General features: G+C 36.6%; 21 protein-coding genes and 6 tRNA genes. 12 read left to right on the top strand and 15 right to left on the bottom strand.

From position 1 onward, the window contains the following. Positions 1-7 precede the first annotated feature (7 nt). From HMPREF1019_RS06740 to HMPREF1019_RS06780, 9 genes are all read left to right on the top strand, one after another. Positions 8-505: a hypothetical protein gene (locus HMPREF1019_RS06740; RefSeq protein WP_009294956.1), complete on the top strand. Its 498-nt coding sequence runs from the start codon at positions 8-10 to the stop codon at positions 503-505. Between the two features lie 55 nt (positions 506-560). Beyond that, positions 561-1,433, top strand: a complete 873-nt coding sequence (locus HMPREF1019_RS06745; protein WP_009294957.1) for a menaquinone biosynthesis family protein — start codon at positions 561-563, stop codon at positions 1,431-1,433. Next, positions 1,430-1,699 (top strand): flagellar biosynthesis protein FliQ, encoded by a 270-nt coding sequence (gene fliQ, locus HMPREF1019_RS06750; protein ID WP_223154231.1) that lies wholly within the window; start codon positions 1,430-1,432, stop codon positions 1,697-1,699. The genes HMPREF1019_RS06745 and fliQ overlap by 4 nt, the downstream gene beginning before the upstream one ends. Continuing rightward, entirely contained in the window at positions 1,696-2,493 is a 798-nt protein-coding gene (locus tag HMPREF1019_RS06755) for a UDP-N-acetylmuramate dehydrogenase (RefSeq protein ID WP_009294958.1), read from the top strand. Before fliQ ends, HMPREF1019_RS06755 begins: the two co-directional genes overlap by 4 nt. Positions 2,494-2,501: 8 nt before the next feature. Further along, on the top strand, positions 2,502-2,990 hold the full coding sequence (locus HMPREF1019_RS06760; protein ID WP_009294959.1) for a hypothetical protein: 489 nt from the start codon (positions 2,502-2,504) through the stop codon (positions 2,988-2,990). 62 nt (positions 2,991-3,052) lie between these two features. Next, entirely contained in the window at positions 3,053-4,150 is a 1,098-nt protein-coding gene (recA, locus tag HMPREF1019_RS06765) for a recombinase RecA (protein WP_002940852.1), read from the top strand. Continuing rightward, positions 4,150-5,400, top strand: coding sequence for a phosphopyruvate hydratase (gene eno / locus HMPREF1019_RS06770; RefSeq protein WP_002940828.1), 1,251 nt, complete (start codon positions 4,150-4,152; stop codon positions 5,398-5,400). The genes recA and eno overlap by 1 nt, the downstream gene beginning before the upstream one ends. A gap of 104 nt (positions 5,401-5,504) precedes the next feature. Beyond that, complete coding sequence (locus HMPREF1019_RS10590; protein WP_178140078.1) at positions 5,505-5,687, top strand: hypothetical protein; 183 nt, start codon at positions 5,505-5,507, stop codon at positions 5,685-5,687. 5 nt (positions 5,688-5,692) lie between these two features. After that, entirely contained in the window at positions 5,693-6,553 is an 861-nt protein-coding gene (locus HMPREF1019_RS06780) for an AMIN domain-containing protein (protein WP_009294960.1), read from the top strand. Positions 6,554-7,485: 932 nt separating this feature from the next. Here HMPREF1019_RS06780 and HMPREF1019_RS06785 read toward each other — a convergent pair. The 4 genes from HMPREF1019_RS06785 to HMPREF1019_RS06800 form a co-directional block, all read right to left on the bottom strand. Next, the gene (locus HMPREF1019_RS06785) at positions 7,486-8,076 is read right to left on the bottom strand and encodes a LemA family protein (RefSeq protein WP_009294961.1); all 591 of its coding nucleotides are present in this window, start codon (positions 8,074-8,076) and stop codon (positions 7,486-7,488) included. Positions 8,077-8,171: 95 nt separating this feature from the next. Then, positions 8,172-12,980 (bottom strand): retention module-containing protein, encoded by a 4,809-nt coding sequence (locus tag HMPREF1019_RS06790; protein ID WP_009294962.1) that lies wholly within the window; start codon positions 12,978-12,980, stop codon positions 8,172-8,174. Between the two features lie 148 nt (positions 12,981-13,128). Beyond that, on the bottom strand, positions 13,129-13,536 hold the full coding sequence (locus HMPREF1019_RS06795) for a hypothetical protein (RefSeq protein WP_009294963.1): 408 nt from the start codon (positions 13,534-13,536) through the stop codon (positions 13,129-13,131). Then, on the bottom strand, positions 13,537-13,905 hold the full coding sequence (locus HMPREF1019_RS06800) for a hypothetical protein (RefSeq protein WP_009294964.1): 369 nt from the start codon (positions 13,903-13,905) through the stop codon (positions 13,537-13,539). Between the two features lie 84 nt (positions 13,906-13,989). Between HMPREF1019_RS06800 and HMPREF1019_RS06805 the strand changes: the two genes are divergently transcribed. Next, entirely contained in the window at positions 13,990-14,511 is a 522-nt protein-coding gene (locus HMPREF1019_RS06805) for a hypothetical protein (protein ID WP_009294965.1), read from the top strand. An 18-nt stretch (positions 14,512-14,529) separates the two neighbouring features. Here the strand turns inward: HMPREF1019_RS06805 and HMPREF1019_RS06810 are convergent, their stop codons facing one another. After that, entirely contained in the window at positions 14,530-15,270 is a 741-nt protein-coding gene (locus HMPREF1019_RS06810) for an EI24 domain-containing protein (protein WP_009294966.1), read from the bottom strand. Further along, a complete protein-coding gene (gene dut, locus HMPREF1019_RS06815; protein WP_009294967.1) occupies positions 15,267-15,962 on the bottom strand; it encodes a dUTPase in 696 nt (231 codons plus the stop codon). The genes HMPREF1019_RS06810 and dut overlap by 4 nt, the downstream gene beginning before the upstream one ends. 129 nt (positions 15,963-16,091) lie before the next feature. Here dut and HMPREF1019_RS06820 point away from each other — a divergent pair, with 129 nt between their 5' ends. After that, positions 16,092-16,280: a hypothetical protein gene (locus HMPREF1019_RS06820; protein ID WP_002940779.1), complete on the top strand. Its 189-nt coding sequence runs from the start codon at positions 16,092-16,094 to the stop codon at positions 16,278-16,280. Here HMPREF1019_RS06820 and HMPREF1019_RS06825 read toward each other — a convergent pair. Further along, complete coding sequence (locus tag HMPREF1019_RS06825) at positions 16,277-18,646, bottom strand: putative bifunctional diguanylate cyclase/phosphodiesterase (RefSeq protein WP_009294968.1); 2,370 nt, start codon at positions 18,644-18,646, stop codon at positions 16,277-16,279. The genes HMPREF1019_RS06820 and HMPREF1019_RS06825 overlap by 4 nt on opposite strands. Before the next feature lie 65 nt (positions 18,647-18,711). On the opposite strand from HMPREF1019_RS06825, the gene HMPREF1019_RS06830 reads away from it, so the two are divergent. Beyond that, positions 18,712-19,251 carry a hypothetical protein gene (locus tag HMPREF1019_RS06830; protein ID WP_009294969.1) on the top strand — a complete coding sequence of 180 codons (540 nt, stop codon included), beginning with the start codon at positions 18,712-18,714 and terminating at the stop codon, positions 19,249-19,251. 956 nt (positions 19,252-20,207) lie between these two features. Here HMPREF1019_RS06830 and HMPREF1019_RS06835 read toward each other — a convergent pair. From HMPREF1019_RS06835 to HMPREF1019_RS06870, 8 genes are all read right to left on the bottom strand, one after another. After that, positions 20,208-20,282, bottom strand: a tRNA-Glu gene (locus HMPREF1019_RS06835). A 6-nt stretch (positions 20,283-20,288) separates the two neighbouring features. Further along, positions 20,289-20,364: transfer RNA gene (locus HMPREF1019_RS06840), tRNA-Lys, on the bottom strand. A gap of 114 nt (positions 20,365-20,478) precedes the next feature. After that, a tRNA-Asp gene (locus HMPREF1019_RS06845) sits at positions 20,479-20,555 on the bottom strand. Between the two features lie 12 nt (positions 20,556-20,567). Next, positions 20,568-20,643: transfer RNA gene (locus HMPREF1019_RS06850), tRNA-Val, on the bottom strand. 16 nt (positions 20,644-20,659) lie between these two features. Then, positions 20,660-20,735: transfer RNA gene (locus tag HMPREF1019_RS06855), tRNA-Glu, on the bottom strand. Between the two features lie 14 nt (positions 20,736-20,749). Then, positions 20,750-20,825, bottom strand: a tRNA-Lys gene (locus tag HMPREF1019_RS06860). Between the two features lie 237 nt (positions 20,826-21,062). Next, complete coding sequence (locus tag HMPREF1019_RS06865) at positions 21,063-21,791, bottom strand: HEAT repeat domain-containing protein (RefSeq protein WP_009294970.1); 729 nt, start codon at positions 21,789-21,791, stop codon at positions 21,063-21,065. A 6-nt stretch (positions 21,792-21,797) separates the two neighbouring features. Next, on the bottom strand, positions 21,798-24,167 hold the full coding sequence (locus HMPREF1019_RS06870) for a tetratricopeptide repeat protein (protein ID WP_034901641.1): 2,370 nt from the start codon (positions 24,165-24,167) through the stop codon (positions 21,798-21,800). Positions 24,168-24,179 lie beyond the last annotated feature (12 nt).

Raw genomic sequence — 24,179 nt, forward strand, 5'->3', positions numbered from 1 at the left:
AGAAAAGATGAAATTTATAAAAATTTTAACGCTTCTGTCGCTTTTACTAACCGCTTGCACCGCCGCAAACTACGCTAACGCCTTTGAAAAGGTTGGCATCCTTGAAGACGGAGTTTATCGCTTTAGCCAAAATGGCATCGGAGTCAAAAAAGACCTGCTTGTAAAGGTGATATCTGTGCAAAACGCGGACAGCTCACGCAAAAAGATCATCTCCATGCTAAATATCCCTAAAAATTCTAAAATTACGGACTTTAAAACAAGCGACGCAGGCGTGATTGTCTGGCCATTTTATGAGTTTGAGGGTAAATTTATAACGACAATAATCGTTGAAAATATAAAAAAAGAAGATAGCGATAAAAAACTGATTAAGATGCTTGAGCTTAAGCATCCATTTTACTCGACGCTCCAAGCTCGAAGAAAAGGGGCTAAAGACGCCATAGACGTGAAATACGTGCTAAATTTCAAAGAGGCAAAGCTGGTAAAATCATTTCAAAACCGCCCTTAAAACTTTATTTTAAATAAATTTCATTAAAATGGCGTAATCAAAAAAAGGATCATCTTTGCACAATCTAAAAACCATAAACGTCGCTCACTCGCCTGATGCTGACGATATTTTCATGTATGCCGCGGTCAAATTTGGCTGGGTTAGCAGTAAAAATTTAGTCTTTACATCAAAGGCGCTTGATATAGAGACACTAAACGAAGAGGCACTAAAAGGCACTTATGAGGCAACGGCGATCAGCTTTGCACTCTATCCTAAAATTTGCGATGAATTTGCACTTTTACGCTGTGCGGTGAGCTTTGGTAATGGATATGGCCCAAAGCTTATCAAGCTAAAAGATAAGCAGCTAAAGCGAAATTTCAAGGTCGCGCTATCTGGCAAAAACACGACAAACGCCCTGCTCTTTCGCATAGCTTACCCAGAGGCAAGGATCGTTTATAAAAATTTCTTAGAGATCGAAAATGCTGTACTTAGCGGCGAGGTCGATGCTGGCGTACTCATACATGAAAGTATCTTAAATTTCTCTGACAAGCTCTGCGTCGAGCGTGAAATTTGGGACATCTGGAGCGAGCTAAACGGAGAAAATTTACCGCTTCCACTTGGCGGCATGGCACTTAGACGAAGTCTGCCCATAACCGACGCGATCGAGTGCGAAAGAGTGCTTAGCGAGGCCGTTAGGATCGCCACTTCGCACAAGCCATTTTTATCTCACATGCTAATGGAGCGAAACCTCATCAGAGTTGGCAAAGAGGAGCTTAAAACGTATCTAAATTTATACGCAAATGACGAGTCAATAAGCATGAATGAAACGCAGCTAAAAGCGCTAAATAAGCTATATCAAATAGGCTTTGAAAAAGGCTTTTTTGAAAAGCCGATCGACGTAAACGACTACCTAATCCCAACTGAATACAACGAAGTAAGGTTTAGCTGATGCAAAGTACGCTTGTCTCACTTGGAGTTGAAACTTTTAAGATCGCCCTTTATATCAGCCTTCCGATGCTACTAAGCGGACTAATAGCTGGTCTTATCATCTCCATCTTTCAAGCGACCACGCAGATAAACGAAACCACGCTAAGCTTCGTGCCAAAAATTTTACTAGTCGTCGTTGTCATCATATTTTTAATGCCTTGGATGATCTCGATGATGGTTGAATTTACCACTCGTATGCTTGATTTTATACCGGAATTTATCCAGTGACGAGGCTTGTTGATTTTTCTAAATTTACCTCGGTTAGGATAGGCGGCGTGCATGAAATTTTCGAGGTTGATAACCTTGAAGATCTAAGCTCGCCTCACTTTTTAGGCGCTGTAATGATAGGCGGGGGCAACAACCTTCTTATCTCGCCAAATCCACCAAAAATGGCGATACTTGGCAAGAGCTTTGACTATATAAATTTAGAACGCTTAGGCGATAAAATTTGCCTTGAAATAGGTGCTGCGACAAAATCAGCTAAAATTTATAACTTCTGCAAACAAAATAACATCGCGAACCTTGAGTTTTTAAAAAATATCCCAGGCACGCTTGGCGGACTTATAAAAATGAACGCTGGACTGCTTAAATTTAGCATAAGCGACAACCTCACGCATGTGCGTCTGGCTCGTGGCTGGGTGAGCAAAGAGGAGATAAACTTTAGCTACCGCCACAGCGGCATAGATGAGGCCATTTTGGGGGCTAAATTTAAGCTTTCTAGCGGCTTTGATGCAAGCATATCTGATGCCATAAGCGCAAAAAGAGCAAATCAACCAAAAGGCGCTAGCTTTGGCAGCTGCTTTGTAAATCCTGAAGGGCACTTTGCGGGGGCAATGCTTGAGGCAGTTGGACTAAAGGGATACGCGATCGGCGGAGCGAAATTTAGCGAAGAGCACGCAAATTTTTTGATAAATTTTAACCACGCAAGCTTTGAGGACGCCACTAGCCTTATAAATTTGGCTAGAGCTAGAGTTTTAGAGAAATTTGGCGTAGAGCTTAAGACTGAAGTTTGCATTTTATAAGGATGATGATGAGTGAGTTTTTGAGCGAAGTTTTTACCCTTTCACTTTTGTTTATAGCTATCGGTCTTTACGCCATTTATAGGGCTAAAAAGGCGCAAAGTGAGCATGAGAAAAATGTAGCTAGTTATGATAAAAACTTACTAAATTTTGCCAAAATTTTAGGCGTAAAAGATCACATCGACCTAGTTAAATTTGATGAAATTTTAGCCCAGGCCTTAAAAGAAAAACTAATTTTTAAATTTAATAAATCTACCTCGCAAGAGAAATTTATCTCTTTTATAAAAGAAGAAAATTTCAAAACCAAACCCCAAATTTCGCAAAATAGTATCGATGAAGCTTTTTTAAACCTTTGCGCAAGCGCGCTTATAGAGCCATTTAAGCTAGCAATACTGAAAAACGAAGATCAAATTTATGGATTTTTGTTTGAAAAAGAGCAGCTTTTTGCTCTTATTGATAGCGCTGCACTGCTTGGCGAAAATATTATAATTTGCGAGTAAATCAAGTAAAATTCATCTCTTTTTAGATAAAATCAAGCCAAATTTCAACTATAAGGTAAAAAATGGCAAAAGAAAAAGATAGTGACAAAAAGATAGCTATCCCAGAGAGCGAAGCGGACAAGAAAAAGGCGCTTGAGCTTGCGCTAAAGCAGATAGATAAAGCTTTTGGCAAAGGCACGCTTTTAAGACTTGGCGACAAAGAGGTTGAGGCTATCGAGTCGATACCGACTGGCTCGCTAGGGCTTGATCTGGCTCTTGGCATAGGCGGCGTCCCAAAAGGCAGGATCATCGAGATCTACGGACCAGAGAGCTCTGGTAAGACCACGCTCACACTTCACATCATCGCTGAAGCGCAAAAAGCTGGCGGAATTTGTGCATTTGTCGATGCAGAGCACGCACTAGACGTAAAATACGCTTCAAATTTAGGCGTAAATACCGACAACCTTTATGTCTCTCAGCCTGACTTTGGCGAGCAGGCACTTGAGATCGTTGAAACACTTGCAAGAAGCGGTGCGATCGATCTTATCGTAGTTGATAGCGTCGCTGCTCTTACTCCAAAGAGCGAGATAGACGGCGATATGGGCGATCAGCACGTTGGCCTGCAAGCAAGACTAATGAGCCAGGCGCTTAGAAAGCTAACTGGAATTTTAAGCAAGATGAAGACAACTGTCATCTTCATCAACCAAATTCGTATGAAGATCGGCATGATGGGATATGGCACGCCAGAGACCACGACTGGCGGTAATGCACTTAAATTTTACTCATCTGTAAGGATCGATGTCAGAAAGATAGCCACACTTAAACAAAACGACGAGCCTATCGGCAACCGCACAAAAGCAAAAGTCGTTAAAAACAAGGTCGCGCCTCCATTTAAAGTGGCTGAATTTGACATCATGTTTGGCGAGGGTGTGAGCAAAGAGGGCGAGATCATCGACTATGGCGTAAAACTTGACATCATCGACAAATCAGGCGCGTGGTTTAGCTACAAGGCCGAAAAACTGGGTCAAGGCAGAGAAAACGCCAAAGCCTATCTAAAAGAGCACCCAGAAATTTCTGACGAGATAGTAGCGGCGATCAAAGGCTCAATGGGGATAGACCACCTAATAAGCAGCGGCGCAAAAGACGAAGACGACGACACAAACGAAGCAGGAGATGAATAATGGTATTTATTGAAGATGTAGAAGCTCACGAGGTTTTAGACAGCAGAGGCAACCCAACAGTTCGTGCGACAGTTAGACTAAGCGACGGAACTGAGGCAAGCGCGATCGTACCAAGCGGCGCAAGCACTGGCAAGCGCGAGGCGCTAGAGCTTCGTGACAAAGACGAGAGATACGCTGGTAAAGGCGTTTTAAAGGCTGTTTCAAATGTAAATGAAAAGATCGCAGAAGCAGTGATAGGACTTGATGCTTACAACCAAAAGGCAGTCGATGCGGAGATGCTTGAGCTTGATGGCACGCACAACTATTCAAATTTAGGCGCAAACGCTGTCCTTGGCGTATCTATGGCGGTAGCTCGCGCAGCTGCAAAGAGCCTAAATATCCCGCTTTATCGCTACCTTGGCGGTGCAAACGCTAGCATCTTGCCAGTGCCGATGTTTAACATCATAAATGGCGGCGCGCACGCAAACAATAGCGTTGATTTTCAAGAATTTATGATCATGCCATTTGGCTTTAGCACATTTAGCGAGGCGCTAAGAGCTGCAACTGAAATTTACCACAAGCTAAAATCTATCCTAAACGCAGCTGGTCACAGCACTGCTGTCGGTGATGAGGGTGGTTTTGCTCCAAATTTAAAAGACAACGAAGAGCCACTAAAACTTATCTCACAAGCTGTAAAAGAGGCTGGATATGAGCTAGGCAGCCAGATAAAGCTAGCTCTTGACGTCGCTTCAAGCGAGCTTTACAAAGACGGCAAATACGAGCTTGAAGGCAAGAAATTTAGCAGCGACGAGCTCATTAGCTACTACGAAAAACTTTGCGAAAAATATCCGATATTTTCTATCGAAGATGGTCTTAGCGAGGACGACTGGAGCGGCTGGGCTGAGCTTACAAAAAGGCTTGGCAGCAAGGTGCAGCTAGTTGGCGACGATCTATTTGTTACAAATGAGAAAATTTTACGCGAAGGCATCGAGAAAAATATCGCAAATGCGATCTTAATCAAGCCAAATCAAATAGGCTCAGTCACGCAAACTATGCAAACTGTCCGCCTTGCTCAAAGAAACGGCTACCGCTGCATAATGAGCCACAGAAGCGGCGAGAGCGAAGATGCGTTTATCGCTGACTTTGCGGTCGCACTAAACACTGGCGAGATAAAGACAGGCGCCACTTCAAGAAGCGAGCGCAATGCGAAATACAACCGCTTGCTCGAGATCGAGCTTGAGGCGGGTGAGTTTTTAGGGGATAATATTTGAGCGAAATTTTAGATGAATATGGCAAAGAAGATGGCATATTTCATAAAATCATAAAATTTGTTCGGCCGACATTACGCTACGTCATAGCCACCATTTGCGTGGCTATGTTTGCCTTTTACGTGGGCAACATGATGTTTGGCAAACGCTCACTTGACGTGATGCTAAGCCTTCAGAGCAAAAAAGAGAGGCTTAGCGAAGACGTGGAAATTTTAAAAAAGATGAATGCACGTCTGCAAAAAGACTATTTTGAACTACAAGGCCTTGAGCCAGACTCTAATAAAAAGTAGGAACGATGAAGAAAATTTGGTTAGTTTTATCTATCTTGACTGCGAGCTTATGCGCCAGAGAAAACCCATTTATGCCTATTAGCGAGCTAAACACAAGCGTTATGACGACAAACGTCGTAGAAAAATATGACAGCTTCAACTCGCTCTCGTTTAAATTCCCAAGCGATGCGATGCTACTACTTGATGTCACCATAAGATATAGAGCAAATGACGGCAGCATAAAAGAAAAAAGACTAACTGATATAAACAAAACTATCGACTGGAACGATGAATTTGCCCTAAGCAAGATGAAAAATCCAGAACCAGTCGCAGCTAAAAAACTAGATGTTTCTGTCACGATGGCGGAGGTGCCAGCTCAAAAGGTTAGCACGCCGGTGATAATAGAAAAAAATGAGACTAAAATTTCAAATAAAGATAGAAATAAAACCTCAGACGTACCAACTCCAAATGTCGTAGTGATCGACCTTGGCGCAAAAAAGATAAAAGAGCCTACTAAGCCTGAGCAAAAGGTAGTCGAAGTCAAGATCGAGCCAGCCTCAAAGCCTGTTGGGGAGATAAAAAGCAGTGAAAAAGAGGTTAAATTTTTAGGATTTGTGAGCTTTTTAGCGCATGAAAAAGAGCTAAATATCATCACAAAAGCTAAAAATTTAAAACACTTTGCATATGAAAAAAACAAGATCGTACTTGACTTTGCAAAACCTCCAAGAAGCTTTAAAACTAGAAATTTAAAGCTTGAAAACGAGACATTTAAAAACGTCATAATCGGCTGGCATGATAAGTATTTCAGAGTAGTTTTAGAGCTTGATAAGATGCATAAATATAAGCTCGAAGCCGCTGAAAATGGATATGTGCTTAAGCTTTTATAGTTAGTTTTCATTTAAACAATATAAAAGAGTTAATTTCTAAACTCTTTTATATTAATAAAAAGTATTGCTAATGATTTTTAAATTATTTTCAAAAACTTCATTATCAGATAATAAAACTGGCAAATAATCAACTCTACACACCAATATTTAATTCATAAGATAAGACTTCTATGTAAATTTTAAGATACATAAATTAATATACTTCAACTCTTACTATAACAATCATATAAATAACCACTTTAAAAAACGCTGTAGTGATTAATTTTAGCTCCAAAATTTGAGCTAAAGGGTAAGTGAAGTCAAATTTTAGTAGTCAATTCTTATGGGTAAGTATAATTTTAAAATCTGTAAAAAATAATAATTTTATTTCTAAATCGGGTCAATTTTACCATCCACCGCTAGCTCAGTCTCCGCCAAAGCCGACTCCTCTACCACTTGAGCACACCACCTACATTTGAGCCTGAACCACCTCGTCTAAAACCCATTGGCAAAGAGCCGCCCTGGCTATTTCTATTAAAAACGTCTTTAAAAATGAAAAAAATACCACAAATATAAAGCTAAAACGCCCTCTTTCACGTCTTCGCTTATCTTGCCATTTTTAAACTCAGATATCATCACACTATTTATGATCTACACCTTCAAGCCCGTATCCAACCTCTATGCGGATTTTTTTCATTTGGAACGACTAAAAGCAACGCCGTTACTATCTTATTTTGACCTAGTTTGTAACCTCTAGCTATCTCAAGCGATAGCTCTTGGGTGCTCTTTCTAGTAAATTTAAAGTTACTATGGCGATTTGTGTGATACTATTTTGCTCTAAGCTCAAGAGCTTACCTCTTTGATTATTTGAAAAGATATGAGTTTATTATTGATCTACTCGTTAAAATTTATAGCAAAGCAAAAGGTAAAGAGCAAAAGCTCTTTCATCACTTCTAAAACGAAACCTGTGGATTTTTCGCGTCTTCGCTGCCGACTTCTATGTCTTGTTTTAGTTTCATCTCAGGATTAAACATCCTAGCTACAAATTTACCAGGAAAGCCCTTTATAGCTATATTATACTCTCTTACGGCCTCTATATAGTCGCGTTTCGCTACACTTATGAGATTTTCTATGTCCTCAAGCTGGCTTTGAAGTAGGAGAAAATTTTGATTTACTTTTAGCTCTGGATGGCTTTCACTAACTGTCATTAGTCTGCCAAGTGCAGAGCTTAGCTGACCTTGAGCCACCATAAATTTTTCTATATTCTCTTCATTATCACTAAGACTGCTTGTATTTATATCTATTTGCATACTCTTACTTCTTGCATTTGCTACCTCTTCAAATACCTTTTGCTCATGAGTTGCATAGCCTTTTACAGTTTCGACTAAATTTGGCACGAGATCAGCTCTTTTTTTGTATTGGTTTAGCATCCGCGATAACTTTTCATTTGTATTTTCATCAAGCGCAATAAACGAATTTGCATATTCAAAAACACTAAAAAATAGTGCCACTACAACCACTACAATGGTTATGACATTTTTCATACTCTTCCTTTAAAAAGGTTTTTAATATAAATAAAACTTAAAAATTCTAGATATAAAGTGGAGTGAGTGCTTAAAGTGCACTCACTTTTTTGAAGTTAAAGAATGTGAACTGTATCGTCTATTTTGATTTGGATAGTATGTCCACTTACATCTTCACTGCTATAAGTTTTGTAGCCAGTGACACCTGCAGGAGTATTTTCACCCCAATTACCATCAAGTTTAACTGATGTAGTTTTATTGCCTTGATCATCAATAGAACCCTTGATATTAAGCACCTTATCACTATCTGTAATATCAAGAACATCTTGCGCATTAATAGTAATCTTTGAGTTGCCTTTAAGTTGGATATTTTCAAAGCTTTCAACTTTAGCGTTAAGACCAGTCAAATTAGTAAAGTCAATCGTTTGTCCATCAACTACCAAGGTATCATTATCGCTGTCGCCACCTTTCATGATGGTCTTGTTTGCATCATATTTGATCGTATAACTATCAGCATTTATATGAAATGACTGATCAGTCTCGTAAGTCTTAGACTGTAAGCCGCCTGAAGTTTTAAGAGTAGCTTCTACTTTTAGATCATAACCAGCACTTGATCTTGCATCGATATCAAGTGACTGCTTAAAGAAGCCTTGATCTATATCACTTTCCTTTATCTCATACTCTGTAGTCTTTGTTTGACTATGGTTATTTGGATCAGTATATTTGATCTCAACTGTATCGCCAGCTCTTGCATCTTCACTTAAGAAGAACTTAGCAGTAGTAGTTTTTTCACCGCTTTCTGAGGTTTTTATATCTTTTTCAAACATGATGCCTCTCATAGCGTCGATCTCGGCATGTTCTGCGGTATCGCTTACTGTTTTGCTCTCACCAAACGAATCAGTTAAAGTTACTTTTGCTACTGTACCTTTGCCAACTGCGATATCTGCATTAAGCTCAAGAGGGTGATTTGCAGAGACATGGATAGTAGAGCTTCCCTCTTTTAATGTTATATTGCCATTAACATCTTTACCATCAACTTCATAATGTTTAGTTACTTTAGAGTTATCAGGATTTGTTATCTCAACATCTATCTTATCACCTTTTATCACGCTTCCAGGGATAGAGACTTTTACTGTTGATTTATTACTACCTGACTCATCTCTTGAGATCACGCCATCGTCGTTTTTATCATCAGCTATGCTTACGCTTAGTCCTGCTTCGCTTAGTGGAGCAAGTTGTGCTTTAGCCTCTTTGCTAGTTGCAGACATATCGCCAGTAGCGTTTGTTATGGTTGCAGTTGCACTAGTTTCTTTGCCTGGGAGCATTTTTACATCGTGAATTTCAAAAGTATTGTTTGCAAATGGATAAGAAGCACCATTATGTTTTAGAGATATATCGCCGTTAGCATCTTTTACAACTTTGAAAATTTCGGTTCTAGGTGTTGCATCACCAGGTTGGTTGATTGTAACTGTTATTTTGTCATCATTTATAACATTGTATGGCACTTGAACGCTTATAGTTGTTACTTTTACGCCATCAACTGATACAGCTTCATCTCTATCTATCTTGCCATCTCTGCTTGCATTATCTTCTATAAAATTAACCTTTAAATTTGTAGCGTCAAATGTTTTTAGTTTAGCTTCAGCAGTTGCTGTTTTTTCATTACCTGCATGATCCCTAATAGTAACATCTACTTTAGCTGGATTATCTTTGTCTATATGAACACCAGAAATTTTTAGTTTATTGCCTTGGTCAAGAGATACGATATTGTTAGTTGCATCATTTTTTAGAGATATGTTTCCGCTACTATCTTTGACAACTGTATAAGTTTCAGTATTTTTTCCAGTTGCTTTGACCGTTATGATATCTCCATTATTTACAGTATTTGGGATCTCAAGTGTAGCTTGAGTTGTATTTAGTCCATCTTTTTTTATAGCTTCTTCTCTATCTAGCCAACCATTTCTATCTTCATCTTCATCGATAAGTAGTCTAAATCTTGTTCCAGAGCCGTTTCCTGTATCGAGGATGATATCGCTCTTTGTATCTACTTTATCAGCACCAGTACTATCAGTTACTTTAGCAGTGATGATAGTCTTTTCACCATTTGTTAAATTTGTTAGAGAATATTTAACTTCGCTGTCGTTTATTACTGGCAAATAAGTATTGCTACCATCATCTTTTGTAACAGTAACAACGCCACGACTATCTTTGTGTATCGTATAACTTTCCTCAGGGAAGCTAGTATTACCTGTTTTACTGTTTATTATAAGCTTATCGCCATCAACAAAATTTGAAGGTAGTTTAATGGTTGTCATAGTTTTGGTTCCAGTTGCTTCTGCATTACCCAAGATACCATCATTATTACCACCATTATCTTTTTCATCTGCATCAAAAGTTATCTTCATATCATCGTGAAGCTTTTCAAGAGTGTTATTATTTTTAGCTTCAGCTTTACCATTACCATTTGCATCAGTAGTTACTGCGGTTACGTTGATAGGCTTACCAGCTTCTATATGAACGCCTTTAATCTCAAACTCATTTTTATCATTTACGGTCTTAGAAGTATGAGTAGAAGTATCTTCTAGTGTGATCTTACCTTGATTATCTTTGCCTGTAACCTTATAAATTTTAGGTGAAGTACCATCTATTGTTACGGTTACTATATCGCCTTTTATAACATTATTTGGCACTTTTACTGCGATTGTAGTTTCTTTTAGGTTGCCATCTTTCATGCTCTCAGCTCTTGTTAGAGATACATTGCCATCAATATCTTCTACAAATCTTACAGCCATATCATTTAAATCAGCTATCATAACGCTATTTGAACTTTCGGCATGTTGGATGCTGCCATCGTCATCTACTATCTCAGCTGTTACTTTAGTTTCTTTGCCAGTTGCTGTTTTGATACCAGGAATTTTGAAACTTCTGCCATCTGTTTCTGTATTTATTTCATTACCAGCACTATCTTTTACAAAAAACTTACCATTCGCGTCTCTTCCAACAGTATATTCTTTTGTTTTAGGAGTCTCATTTGGCTCATTAATAGTTACAGTTAGTTTATCTCCACTTACTGCATTTTTAGGAAGCTTGATGGTAACTGTTGTGCTATTAAGATTACCGTCGCTGATAGCTTGCTCTCTGGTCATAGTTTTAGCTCCACCAGCTTCTTCAAAGATAACTTCAGGTTTTTTTACATGCTCTAAACTAGCCGATTCGATATCTACTTCAGTAGGTAAATACGGATTTGTTGAATGTTTTGGGTGCGTAACTTTAGCTTCTATCTTTGTATCTTTTCCATTCTCTAGCTCAAAACCATCTACTTTAATAGCCCATTGATTGGTGTCTTCTTTAAAGAAATTCTTATTTGCAGTATTATAATGACCAATAACACGATCTGGATCTGCATTATCAACTTCATCTACACTTGTTATAACACCTTTCTCATTCATGTGTATCTTGAAATTTCTATCATAAGTAGTTCCATCAGGTTTAGTTACATGAAGTGTAAGTTTGTCGCCGTCATCAATTCTGTTTGGTAATGTGATCTTTGCGGTTGTGTGATTTACTTTTTGATCACCTAGATCTATCTTTATTCCATTATATGTGTCTTCATAGTTTCTAACGCTCTCTTGTCTTGAAATTTCATGAAGAGTTTTTTGTTCTGGTAAATTCATATCCATTTTTATAGTTTGAGGCGTTACACTATCTGGGGATGATTCTCCAGTTTTTTGAGAGCCATCTTTACCAACAACATGAACGCTAGCTTCAGTCTTCACACCTGGGAATATCGGAAGCTTCAGAGGCTCAATGCCAGTTACTTTGTGATTTGTAATCATTTCATCAGTAAGTTCGATTGGGGGCAACTTTAGTTTTGGTCCTGTAGGGTTCAAAGGATCAGTATAAGTTATGACGATCTTATCGCCAGCTACTACATCTTTTGGAAGAGTTATCTCTACTGGTGAAGTTCTAAAATTTCCATCTTTTCCTTCATTTTCTGCGTCTGTTAGAAAGCCATTGTCGTCTTTATCTTCAGTAAATCTTATAGTTGGTCTTTCATATGGAGTAACACTATCAGACGCTTTATTACTTTTTATTGTATTTGGATTTGCGCTATCAGTAACATAAGCATCTACTTTTGAAATTTTACCCTCAGCTACTGGCATATCAGAGATGATTTTAGTAAAAGTATTATTTACTATATCAGTATCATTGATAGTTATAGGTGATAAAGGTGTTACTGTGCCATCTGGTTTTGTTAGAGTAATATGAAGGATATCACCAGGGGCAACATCCGTTACAGTTATTTTTACTGGACTTGTATTTAAATCATGAGAAGAGGCATTATTGTCAAAATTTTCTGTATAAGTTAAAAAACCATCGTTATTCTTATCTTCTGTAAATTCAACACTTACACTTGGTTTTGGAGGGATCAAGTCGCCACCATTAGCATTCCCATCACTATAACCGCCTATTGGGCTATCGTATGAAGCAAAAGCTCTATTTGCGTCAGTTAAATTTCTATAATTTTCATTGATATTTGAGTAGTGACCACCCTCAGCAAATCTAGCATCGCTTAAGCTAACACCATCTCCGCCACCAGCAGCTGCAGCATTTCCACCAGCAGCAGTTTCTTCAAGTTTTGTTAGATCTCCACCATTTAAAATAGCATTTTGCAAAGCACTTACATCAGCTAATCCATCACTTCCTATTGTATTTTGATTTAACGCTAATGTATCATCGCCTAGTATTGTAATCTCTTTGCCATTGTTTGCAACGATAGTTACTTTGTCGGCTGCGTCACTAGTTTTGATGCTTTCACCTATATAGACAATATCACCAACTTTTAGTTCTCTCGCATTTCCATTTTGATCGACTGCAACTGCCTTGCCCGTTAATGATTTTACCACTCCGGCTTCTCTTGCCATAAATTACTCCTTTAAAAATTTAATTTTTTGTGAATTATATTAGATCATAATAATTTTGTAAATTGTACCTTGGTACGATAAAAAATACTTACTAGTTATAAAAGAATAATATTATAATACGACTAGAGACAAAAATTTATATAAAGCCCTACTTTTGCCAAAAAATTTTCTTGCCAAAACCTAGAGTGTTACTCGTAAATTTAAGCTTTTCAAGGCTTATAGACCAAATTTTTGGATCCATCGCTTTTGCGTAAAAAAATCTTTTAAAGTAAATTTCTCGCTCACTTGTGCTAGCCTCACTCATCGCTCCTTGAAACTGCACGCCCTCTATCTTGCCAACGATCTTTGTATCAAGAGCGACCGTGCCAGCAATGAGCTTTGAGTTTTTTAAAAATTTAACATGCGAGCTCTCATCGCAGCTAGCTAACAAAAGGCTAAAATTTACCTCATCAAAGGCGTAAAACGCGCTAAAAGCGTAAGGCTGCCCCTCATCGTCAATGGCGCAAACACTTGCAAGATGCATCTTTTTTAAAAATTTAACTATCCTCTCATCCATCTAAATTCCCCTAAAAATGTCAAGAATGGTTTGAAATTTAAAGATGACTATGGCGATTATCAGCACCCAAAGCGTAAAAATAATGAGCTCTATTAAAGTAAATTTATCTTTTGCAACCTTTTTAAAAGCAAGCATTGTTAAAAATGCCCCAAAAAAGCCACCAATTAGCGAAAAATAGTGGATCGCATTTACCTTTACAAAGCTTGGCAAAAGCCCTTTAAAAAACAGTGAAAACATCAAAATGGCAAGCAAATTTGCAAGTATCAAGTAGTAGCCAACGACTGGCAAAACTGGGCAAAGCTTAGCAAAAACGAAGCTTAAAACGGTAATAAGCATCAGCAAAAAGATCCTAGTCCCAAAACAACACATCGCCCGTCCTTTTTTGACGCATTTTACAAAATTTTGCTTTATGAAATTAAAATTTTGCCGATTTAGCCTCAAAAGGATTTAAAAATGCAAACAAATTTTTACTCTCAAGGAAGCTACAACAACATGAGCTTTTCGATGAAGACTAGCTCGGGCGATGAGATAAGCTTTTCTATGTATGACAACAAAAACTTAGAGTTTTCAAGCCAAAAAAATGGCACTTCAAGCCAAAGAAGCCTAACTCTTACGCACGAATACGGCTATGAGTTTTTATATAAAGGCAACGGCATAGACGAGCAAGATATGAAAGAGATCGAAGAGGCGATGAAGCAAATTCGCCCACAGGTTGATGAGTTTATGAAAAACGTAAAAGAGGGCGACAAGATCGCAGGTAGCAGCCAAAGCATAAGCGAGCTTTCAAACAAGATCAAGCAGATGTTGCCTGACGCAAAAGATATGGATCATAAAAATTTCATAAATGATAATATGCTAAAGATGTTTGACGAACTTTTAGCTAAAAATGATGCAAATAAAAATCTACTAAGTGCGACAAAAAGGCTATTTGATACCTTGCTTGATGAGAGCAAAAAAGTATCTTACTACGCATAAATTTAGAGCTTTTTGGCTCTAAATTTTAACTAGCGCCTCTCTTTGATAAAAGAGGTGCGACAAGACTATCACAAAATAAAGCTGAAAAAATAATCCCACAAGCGGTACAAGCGAGATCAGATAAAACAAAAGTGTAAAAGCAATAAATTTTATCCCGCCACCTTCAAGTAGTGCTAGCTCAAATTTATCGCTATCAAGCGTGTTTGAGCCAACGTCTATTAGTAAAAGCTTATAGTAGATGTAAAAAAACGGCACGTTGATGATGAAAAAATTTACAAATGGCACAAACAAAAGTGGCAAGCAAACAAGCAAGATCCCAAGAAATTTCATGATCTCAACCATCATCACCTTTAGCACTCTAGCCGTACTAGCCTCACTTTTAAGCACGTAGTTGTAGTGCCTTTTGTTTATCTCTTTGGCTACAACTGGCGTTAAAAAGCCAGCTACTATTAGGGCGATTATTATGCTAATAATTATCGTTAAAAAGGTACTTAAGACGTAAAAAAGTATGCTAACTATCCACTTTGTAGCGCTAAAGCTTAAAATTTTAATAGCTATAAAAGATAGCGTCGAGTTTGACTCTAGAAAGGCGAAATTTTCGTTTTTAGCGCCGTCACTTAAAAGATCAAATATCTCGCCACCTCCCCAGATGCTTAGCCAAGCTAGGCAAAGTATGCTAAGACAAAGTGGCAAGATCGATAGCGTTATAAATTTGGCTGTAAAAAAGTCTTTAAAGCCAAGGCGAAGAAGATTTATCATTTTACCTTTTTGTACTCGCGCTCAAGTGCGGCGTAAATTTCATCAATCTTGCTAACGCCATTTGATAAAATTTCACTCATCACTTCGTTATCTTCGCGTCCGTTCCAAATTTTCTTATAGCTGCCCTCTTTGTAGCCATTGTTTTGGCGGAAGCGATTTAGCACGTTTTTAGCGATATAGCACTCATAAAGCGAGTATAAATTTACGCCACATTTTAAAGACATTGAGAAATAAATTTTAAAAATATCAAAGATGTCATAGTCAAAGCCGCTGCACTCATGTATAAGCATCTCAACGTCGTTCATGATCTCATAAATGCTCTCATCTTCGACCTTTAATGGCTCTTTGCAATAGTCGCTAAAGCCACTTGACTGGCAGATATCATCAGCTAAAGTCTCAACATCGCCAAGCTGTTTTGCCTTGTAAATTTGTAGCGCTAGGCTCATTATAAAGTGCCAGATATCGACAACCTCGATACGCAAATTTTGCTCATCAGTCTTAGCATCTATGCTCTTCCAGTGCTTCCAAGCAAAGCTATCAATGAGCTCAGCGCACTCCATATATATGCAGCGCCTCCAGCTGATTAGCTTATTTTTATTTGTATAGCCATTTTCCCAACCAAGCCCGTTTGTCTCGTCATTTAGGCTTTGTTGCATCTTTAACATCTCTAAAACAATAGTTCTTTCATCCATTTTTAAACCTTTTAAATTTTAAATGATTATAACAAAAAACAATTAATGCCTAAGCGACAAGCTTGACCCAAATCATCTTAATGCAAGCTTACAAGATGTAAAATCACCCAAAATTTCAAAGGAGAAAAGATGAGAGAGAAAGATCTAGTAGTTTGCAACGTTTGCGGACTAAAAAGCAGCGATGATAAAAATGCGGTTTTCATCCACGCTCACAAAAACGGCGAAGAGGTTGATATCTGCACAAGCTGTATCCCAAGCGTGATACATGGCTCAGGCATGGTCGTAAAATCAAACGAAGAGATAAAGGCTGAAATTTAAATATCAGCCACCATGTGAGGATTTTGTTTTATAAAATCCTCAAAATCCGATACACTCATAGGATGGCAAAGATAATATCCTTGCATTTCATCACAATTAAGCTCTTTTAAAAGCTCTTTTATCTCGTGGCTTTCAACGCCTTTTGCTGTCACCCTTAGCTTCATTGATTTAGCTAAACTTATGATGGCTGTAACTATTTGCATATCTAATTTATTACTTATAGCATTAGAAACAAAATCATTCGAAATCTTAATGTGCTTTATTTTATACTTCCTAACATAAATTAGCGATGTATATCCAGACCCAAAGTCATCTATGCAAACATCAATATTGCTTTTTTCCAAAATGGCAAAAATTTTGTCCAGAGTTTCTTGTTTGTTTTGCCAAATATCTTCACTAAATTCAAACTCGAATTGACTTGGACTTATATGATTTGAGTTTAATGTAATTAAAAAATTATTTATAAATTTTTCAGATGTACTTTGAATATAGTCTATATTCATACTTATTTTTGGTATCTTTAATCTTTTACTCTTCCAAAAAACAATTTGTTCTATCGTTTTCAAAACAGAAAATTCACAAATTTCATCTAATATATCACTATTTAGACTTGCTATAGGCATAAACTCATTAGCTTCTTTTAGTCCGAATTCTTTTGATTGCCATCTCAAAAGTGCTTCCGCACAAATCATTTTTTTATTTTTAAAATCGATAATTGGTTGAAAATATACTTGAAAGTCTTCATAAAAATTTGCTTTTTTAAGAGCTGTTTCTATGACTAATTTTTTGCGTATTTCACTATTCATTTTTTCACTATAAACTGCAGGATTTAAAGCTGGATTTTGCTTAGCAAAATACATCGCCATATCGGCTTTTTTAATAATATCTCTAGGTTCAGTAATATTTTTATTAGTTACAACATAGATTCCTATTACGCTTCTAAGAGAAAAGTGATATTTATCTATCTGCAAAGAATCCTCTATTGCATCCTTTAGCCTCATACCAAATTTCATTCTCTTTGTATGGCTACCTATATCCATTTTAGCTAATATAATAAACTCATCAGAGCCAACTCTTGATACAACTTCTTCTTTATTACAAATTAACCTCATACGTTTTGCAATAAACTTTAAAATTTTATCTCCAATTTCATGTCCATAAGATGTATTAATATTTTTAAAACGACTTATGTTTATATAATAGACTGCAATTTCTTTTTGATCATCTAATTTTTCACACATCTCTTTTAGTTTATTTAGTAAAGAATCCCTGTTGTCTAAAGATGTCAAATAGTCCTTTGCAGAAATAGTTTCTAAGCTTAAATTTATCATTTCCAACTCAACCATTTTGCTATTTTTTTCTTTTGTTTTCATTTCAAGTAAACGTTCTTCAGCAAGGCGAATTTTATTAATATGATTAGAAGCTCTAAAATAATAGCCCAAGATGGCAAAAGCTACTATAAGAAATAAAAATAACAAATCAAATACTGGTTCTGAATTATCCTTCATTAAAAACATGCATATTGAAATAATTGGTACATATTTTGGCAGTGCATTAAAAAATGGTATATTTAAATATTTGTTATTACCTTTTAAATAAAAACTCCCAAGCATTAAAATAAAAAAAATAATAAGATATAGTGAGTAAAACATAAATTTAAAATTATTGTTTAAAAATTTATTATAAAAAATATATAAATTTAGTAATGCAAAAATAGCACTCGCACAGATAAAATAAAAACCACTATATTTAAGCTTAAGAGTATTGCTAGTAAAAAATTCACTAAGTGCCACAAATAAAGTTAGCAAATTTATAAAAAATGCAATAGTAGAAGTTGTTTTATTTATATCTTTTGAACAAATAAAACATTTAAAACTATCAAAATTATCAATAATGCAATAAACAAATGCACAAACCAACAAAAAAACGTTAAAAATATCAAACAAAACCTGATTTCTACTACTTTTATCAAGTCTTTTAATCTTATTTATAAAAAGTATACTAACAGCTATAAAAAATAAAAACATAGGAAGTAATGCAAAAAGATCAAGGTAAGAAATTTGTTCTTTATTTCTTAAAAGGAAATCCTCATTAACGTTTCTAACGGCATCAAGAATAGCCCAAATAAACACACTAAAACAAGCAGCAAGCCAGTGCATGACTTTAAGCTTTGATTTATCCATAGATATGTAGATACCAAGAACTACAAGACCAAAGTCCAAAAATATCAACAAATTTTCAAAATTTTTATAGTTTAAGATGCCGGCAAACTCAGAAAATATAAAAAGAGCTATAACGGCATAGAAAATCTGTTTTTGTCTTACGACAAGAGATGAATCCAACGTAAAAAAAATGTTTTGTTTCATTGCTTATTCTATTTTAAACCTTATTTTTAGTTATAATTTTACAATTTTTTCATTAAGGTTAGTATATGAAGTGCAATATCGTCTTATCTGGAGAAAATTTAATGGACTACCAAGCGTTTAATCTATTTTTCTCAAAAAAGGCTAGAAAACAGTATTTTATAAATGTTTTTATGATTTTTACGGAGGCTATTATAGCTGGATTTGTCGCTGATATGCTCTTAAAAACCAAAATTTTTACTATTATTGGCGTCATTTTTGCTATTTTTTGGATCATTTTTTATCCATTTTTTTTAAAAAATAGACGAAGAGCGGCGCTAAAAAGTTTAGAAATTTCAGACTTTAAAAAAGAGATGATCTTTGAAGTGGATGAGAAAAATTTGGCATTTTATGAAAAAAAGCCAAAAGAAAATGAAATTTTTGACATAAGAGATGTAAGTGAAATTTACGAGCTTAAAAATATCTTTGTCATCTTTATAAATAAAAAAATTCATCTTGTCTTGCCAAAAAATAAAGAAACCTCAGAGCTAGTAAAAGCGCTTATAAAAGAGAGCAAAAAAGAGCTACTACTTTTTGAAAATTTAGACTATAAAAGTATTGTGAGATAGTAATTTACTATAAACTTTCAACACTCAACAAAAAGCCAATACAAATATAAGCAGTATTGAGATACGATAAAAAATTATATTCTTAAAAAGAGTAATAAACGCGGCAAAACTAAAAAATAAACATATAATGTATTTCCTAATTTTATGGAAATTTTATAACATTTTCACATGATATGCAGATTACCAAAATATCTAAATTTTAAGATGATACGGAAACAGATAAAAGTTACTTTATGGCTAAATAAGTATGAGGCAAAACGGGTAAATGTGTAGCAAATAAAATTCCAAGTATTTGATATATAAAATATAACGATGAGTTTATGCCTAAATACCTGAAACCACTATACAAATGAATTAACATTAATATTGCTTGAGCTTAGCAATCTAAGCAAGAGTGTAAAAACATGTAACGCTTATGATAAATTAATAGATTATATAGCTTTAGTACATTTTAAAAGTAAAATATTCCGAAAATAAATTTACTAATCGTAAAGCCACATAAAATAGTATAAAAATTTTCTAGCTGTAGATTTATCTTACTACTACAAGTAGATGAAAATATATTATAAGCATAGACTATCTATATTAAAAAAGATCTTGCTTCATTTTAAATAATGATTCTAGTCATAGTCGTAAAAAACACAAAAAAAGATATACTTAATTCTATTGAGGCTAATAAATACAATGATACACAACTATGCCATTATACTCAACACTTAACCAGCACCTCTAATTAACAACATCTTTAATTTTATATCGCATAGTGTATTTATATAAAAAATAGATATTACTCAATCTTTAATAAAATCTTTTCAAATTTATAATAGTTATTTATTAATTGATCATAAATGTATTTAACTCTGATTTATAACAACATACAAATAGTTGAAACATATAAGAAAATAAAATCTTTACTAATAAGAATTAATCTTTAAATCATATCAAAGTATTGAGAATGGTGACCCATACGAGACTCGAACTCGTGTTACCAACGTGAGAGGCTGGTGTCCTAACCGCTAGACGAATGGGCCAAAAGATGGTGCCCCGTGTAGGTCTCGAACCTACGACCCCATCATTAAGAGTGATATGCTCTACCAACTGAGCTAACGAGGCAAGATTAAATATCAATAACAAAGTGTTATCTTAGAACTTATAATCTTAAAATTTAATTTGACACTCAATAATGGGTGCTTTATGAGACGCAACCTTAACCTAAGGTTTAATAGATGGCGCAGCGGACGGGGCTCGAACCCGCGACCTCCGCCGTGACAGGGCGGCATTCTAACCAACTGAACTACCGCTGCACCTAAAAGTAATGGTGGTCGCTATAAGACTCGAACTTATGACATCCACCTTGTAAGGGTGGCGCTCTACCAACTGAGCTAAGCGACCTAAATTTTAAAATATCTGGCGACCCTTAGAGGATTTGAACCTCTGTTTCTACACAGAGAAAGTAGAGTCCTGAGCCACTAGACGAAAGGGTCATAAACCCAAAAAATGGTGTCCTGCGTTGGATTCGAACCAACGGCCCCCTCATTAAAAGTGAGATGCTCTACCGACTGAGCTAGCAAGACATGATTATTTAAAAAAGAATTGAGATTATACAAAAAACATTATTATATGTCAAGAAAAAATTAAATTTTAAATCAAATTAAAGCTATTTCGTCCGCTATCTCTAAGCAAAAATATAAAATTTTATTTTTAAATATTCTAAATTTAAATCCAAAATCTCTTATAAAATTAAACCATTTTTACTTTATAATCCAACAAACAAAAACACAATCAAGCACACAATCCACTTAGTGGCAAATTTAATCCCTGCCTAAAAATCTTACCGCCGTTTTTCTAGCTTTTTCTATCTTTTTGGCATCTTGATTTTGAGCTGCGCTAGAAGATATCCACTTTTTACCAAATAAATTTTGAGCTGCTTCTATCATAACTGCGCAAGCGTATGGCTCTTTTTCGCTAGAGATGCCTTGCAAAAATGTAGCTTTTGTTTTATCTCGCAAGATTGCTTGGCTGACCCTGTGAAAGGACATTTGCATGAGGCTAGCTGCCGCCCAAGCCCTGCAAAGGCTATCCTTGCTTTCTAGCATTTCGTTTGTCAAAATTTCTACCTCGCTTAAAGTGCCAACCCAACCAAGCGCTATTATAAGCTTGCGGCGAAAGGCATCATTTGTCTCCAAAAAAGAGGTGATTTGAGGGATAAGGCGGTCACAAAATGCAGTATAAAAATCTCTATGTTTAGACTTAGAAAGGATTTGCGCTATAAGATAGATGGTTTCTATTTTTAGTTTTTGATCGCCCTCCTTGGCTAGGTACTCAAACAAAAACTCCAGCCCAGCGCCTCCATGCCTATCAAAGCTGCTTTCTAAATTTAGTTGCCTGCCATCTTGCCACTCTTTGCAAATGAGCTTGTAATGATATGCTATCTCGTCACTTGCGCCTAAATTTGCTATAAATTTAATCCTTTTGCCATCTGGGAAATTCTCTTTTTTAAGCCTCAGATACTCTCTTTCAAGATCATTTAAACTTAGCACTAAATTTTACTTTATCATCTCAAGTTTGGCTTTGCAGGCATCTTTGTAAGCACTTGTGAAATTTGAGCTAACGCACTCGTCCAAATAGCCCTTAGCTAGTTTATACTGCTTTTGTCTGATGTAAATTTCACTTGCTAAATTTAGAGCATGCAATCGGTCCTCTGGCTCAAGCTTCATATTTAGTATAAATTTCGCCTCATCAAGCGCCTCGTCAAGATTATCTGTCTTTAGCGAAGCCTCCGAGTAGTCAAAATTTAGCTTTGGTGAAAAGGTATTTATCTTGGCCCTAGTTTGCAGCTCAAGCGCCTTTTTAGCGTAGGTTGCAGCGATAGCATAGTCGTTGCTCTTCATCGCGTAGTCACATATAGCCGCATACGCCTCGATGATCTTAAAGTCCTGCCCCCTTAGCTGCTCGATCGCGCCAATCGTTGAGACCGCCTCAGTAAAGCGCTTTAGCGCAAGCAGCGAGTAAAATCTATCAAAAAGCGATGGCGTAGGATCTGAGTACTCGACCGCTGAGCCAAGCGAGAGCGCGTCATTTGCCGCAGTGATCGCATGCTCGTAGTCTTTATTTTTATATAAAATTTTACTCAAATTTACCAGCCACTCGACTCTATCTTCTAAATTTTCATCCTTTACATGCGCCTTTGCAAGCTCTAGCGCATCGTTGTAACGCGCCGTTCTAAAGTAGCAGTTAAATAGCTTAAACTGCGGCAAAGAGACCTTGCTCACATCGTAGTTTTCTAGTAAATTTATAACTGCCGTGCAGTCATCTTTGATGAAAAACTCTTTTGTTAGCTCAAGCGCGGCCTCATTTACAAGCTCCATTGCCCGGCTTAAATTTTCATCTTTTGCGAGGTTATTGTAAGCTAGCGCATCGGCAAATTTACGCTCTTTTAGATCAAGCTCAAGCTCACTAATTAATGCCTTTTGGCTGATATTTGTGCCGGCATATTTTTCGATGAGATCTTTATATCTTGCGTGGAGTGCGGTGGCGTTTTTGTCGTCCTCTTCAAAAAATAGCCCATCCTTTGCCTTAGCGACCTCATCGATATAATCGCCATATTTAAACTCTTTTTCGTATCTGTTTAGATACTCATACGCCCTTTTTTCATCTTTGGTTTTGGCTAAATTTAGCGCTAAATTTTTTAATGCTGCCTCGTAAAAATCCTTTGTCCTGTCGCTATTATTTACCAAAATTTCATAAATTTTAGCAGCCACGTCTGGCATATCTTTGCTGGCAAATGTATAGGCTAAATTCATCGATTTTGTCGGATCGTTCATGAAAAATTTTTCATTTGCATTTGCGATCTTTAGTACAAATTTCTTCGCCTCGTCAAATTTCTCTTTATCGATATTTGCGTCTGCTAGGCTTAGTGCAGCTCTACTTGCAAGATCGATGTCGTTTGTAGAGTAGAGTACTTTTTCATAGTCGCTTAGCGCCTCTTTTTGCCTGCCTATTTTATATAGGTAGTCAGCATAATCAAGCGTGGCAAGCTTTGTAAATTTCGACTCCGCGTGCTCTTCGCTTAGTATGTCAAGCATATATTTTGCATCACTTGCGATGCTATCTTTGAGGTAAGCTCTAGCGATGAGATATAGCACCTCTGAGTAGTTCTCATCAGAAGGGAATTTTCTTATCCAAGCTCTGCCCTCGCTTACGATATCTTTTGGCTCAAGCCCCTCAAACTCGCTCTTTGTCTCAAAAATTTTATCAAGTGCTCTTAGTCTAAAAAGCAAAAACTCACTTGAGAAAAGACTGGCTGGATGCCTTTTCATCGCTGTTTGCGTATCTTTTACCACGCTTTCATAAGCGCCCTTTTCGTAAGCTCTTTTTATATTTATGTAGATGTCTATATCGTTGCTATCAAGCCCAGCGATAGGTGCTTTGTTAAGATCAAGCGCTCCGATGCTTGGACTTAGCATATCTCTAAAATCAGGCGAAAAATTTAGCCCAGATACTCTTTTGTTGTTTTCGCCAAGCGAAGTGTCGATGATGATGCTAAAGTGCTTTGAGATGGTCGTCTTTGGCGTATCTTGCACGCTTGGACTGCTGTAAAGCTCAGTTTGAACATTTAGAAGTTTTGAGGGTGCCTTTGGCATGATGACGATGAAGAGTTTGCCATCTTGCTTTTTATATTTTATGTCCATTAAAGGCAGCGTCGTATCTTCGATCTTTGGCAAGATCCCATCATCGAGCATACAAACGTAGCGCTTCGTGTCGTAGGCTAAAATTTGCTCCACACATTCAAATTCTTTCTCGTCGCTTAGCTGAAGGACGCTATAAGGCTTATTTGCGTTTGCGCCGCTGTTTAGGCTAAGGCTAAAGGCGGATAGATAAAGCGGTAAAAATAAGATGGTTAAGAGCTTTTTCATGCCGCCATTATA

It is taken from the genome of Campylobacter sp. 10_1_50, assembly GCF_000238755.1.
In the GTDB taxonomy this organism is placed as follows: Bacteria; Campylobacterota; Campylobacteria; order Campylobacterales; family Campylobacteraceae; genus Campylobacter_A; species Campylobacter_A concisus_R.

Excerpts from the sequence above, each read along its gene's own strand:
- dut (WP_009294967.1), bottom strand. The coding sequence starts at position 15,962 with ATGGATGAAAGAACTATTGTTTTAGAGATGTTAAAGATGCAACAAAGC.
- recA (WP_002940852.1), top strand. The coding sequence starts at position 3,053 with ATGGCAAAAGAAAAAGATAGTGACAAAAAGATAGCTATCCCAGAGAGC.
- HMPREF1019_RS06870 (WP_034901641.1), bottom strand. The coding sequence starts at position 24,167 with ATGAAAAAGCTCTTAACCATCTTATTTTTACCGCTTTATCTATCCGCC.
- HMPREF1019_RS06800 (WP_009294964.1), bottom strand. The coding sequence starts at position 13,905 with ATGTGTTGTTTTGGGACTAGGATCTTTTTGCTGATGCTTATTACCGTT.
- HMPREF1019_RS06785 (WP_009294961.1), bottom strand. The coding sequence starts at position 8,076 with ATGAAAAATGTCATAACCATTGTAGTGGTTGTAGTGGCACTATTTTTT.
- HMPREF1019_RS06795 (WP_009294963.1), bottom strand. The coding sequence starts at position 13,536 with ATGGATGAGAGGATAGTTAAATTTTTAAAAAAGATGCATCTTGCAAGT.
- HMPREF1019_RS06825 (WP_009294968.1), bottom strand. The coding sequence starts at position 18,646 with ATGAAACAAAACATTTTTTTTACGTTGGATTCATCTCTTGTCGTAAGA.
- HMPREF1019_RS06760 (WP_009294959.1), top strand. The coding sequence starts at position 2,502 with ATGAGTGAGTTTTTGAGCGAAGTTTTTACCCTTTCACTTTTGTTTATA.
- HMPREF1019_RS06805 (WP_009294965.1), top strand. The coding sequence starts at position 13,990 with ATGCAAACAAATTTTTACTCTCAAGGAAGCTACAACAACATGAGCTTT.
- HMPREF1019_RS06830 (WP_009294969.1), top strand. The coding sequence starts at position 18,712 with ATGAAGTGCAATATCGTCTTATCTGGAGAAAATTTAATGGACTACCAA.
- HMPREF1019_RS06740 (WP_009294956.1), top strand. The coding sequence starts at position 8 with ATGAAATTTATAAAAATTTTAACGCTTCTGTCGCTTTTACTAACCGCT.
- eno (WP_002940828.1), top strand. The coding sequence starts at position 4,150 with ATGGTATTTATTGAAGATGTAGAAGCTCACGAGGTTTTAGACAGCAGA.
- HMPREF1019_RS06820 (WP_002940779.1), top strand. The coding sequence starts at position 16,092 with ATGAGAGAGAAAGATCTAGTAGTTTGCAACGTTTGCGGACTAAAAAGC.
- HMPREF1019_RS06780 (WP_009294960.1), top strand. The coding sequence starts at position 5,693 with ATGAAGAAAATTTGGTTAGTTTTATCTATCTTGACTGCGAGCTTATGC.
- HMPREF1019_RS10590 (WP_178140078.1), top strand. The coding sequence starts at position 5,505 with ATGTTTGCCTTTTACGTGGGCAACATGATGTTTGGCAAACGCTCACTT.
- HMPREF1019_RS06810 (WP_009294966.1), bottom strand. The coding sequence starts at position 15,270 with ATGATAAATCTTCTTCGCCTTGGCTTTAAAGACTTTTTTACAGCCAAA.
- HMPREF1019_RS06790 (WP_009294962.1), bottom strand. The coding sequence starts at position 12,980 with ATGGCAAGAGAAGCCGGAGTGGTAAAATCATTAACGGGCAAGGCAGTT.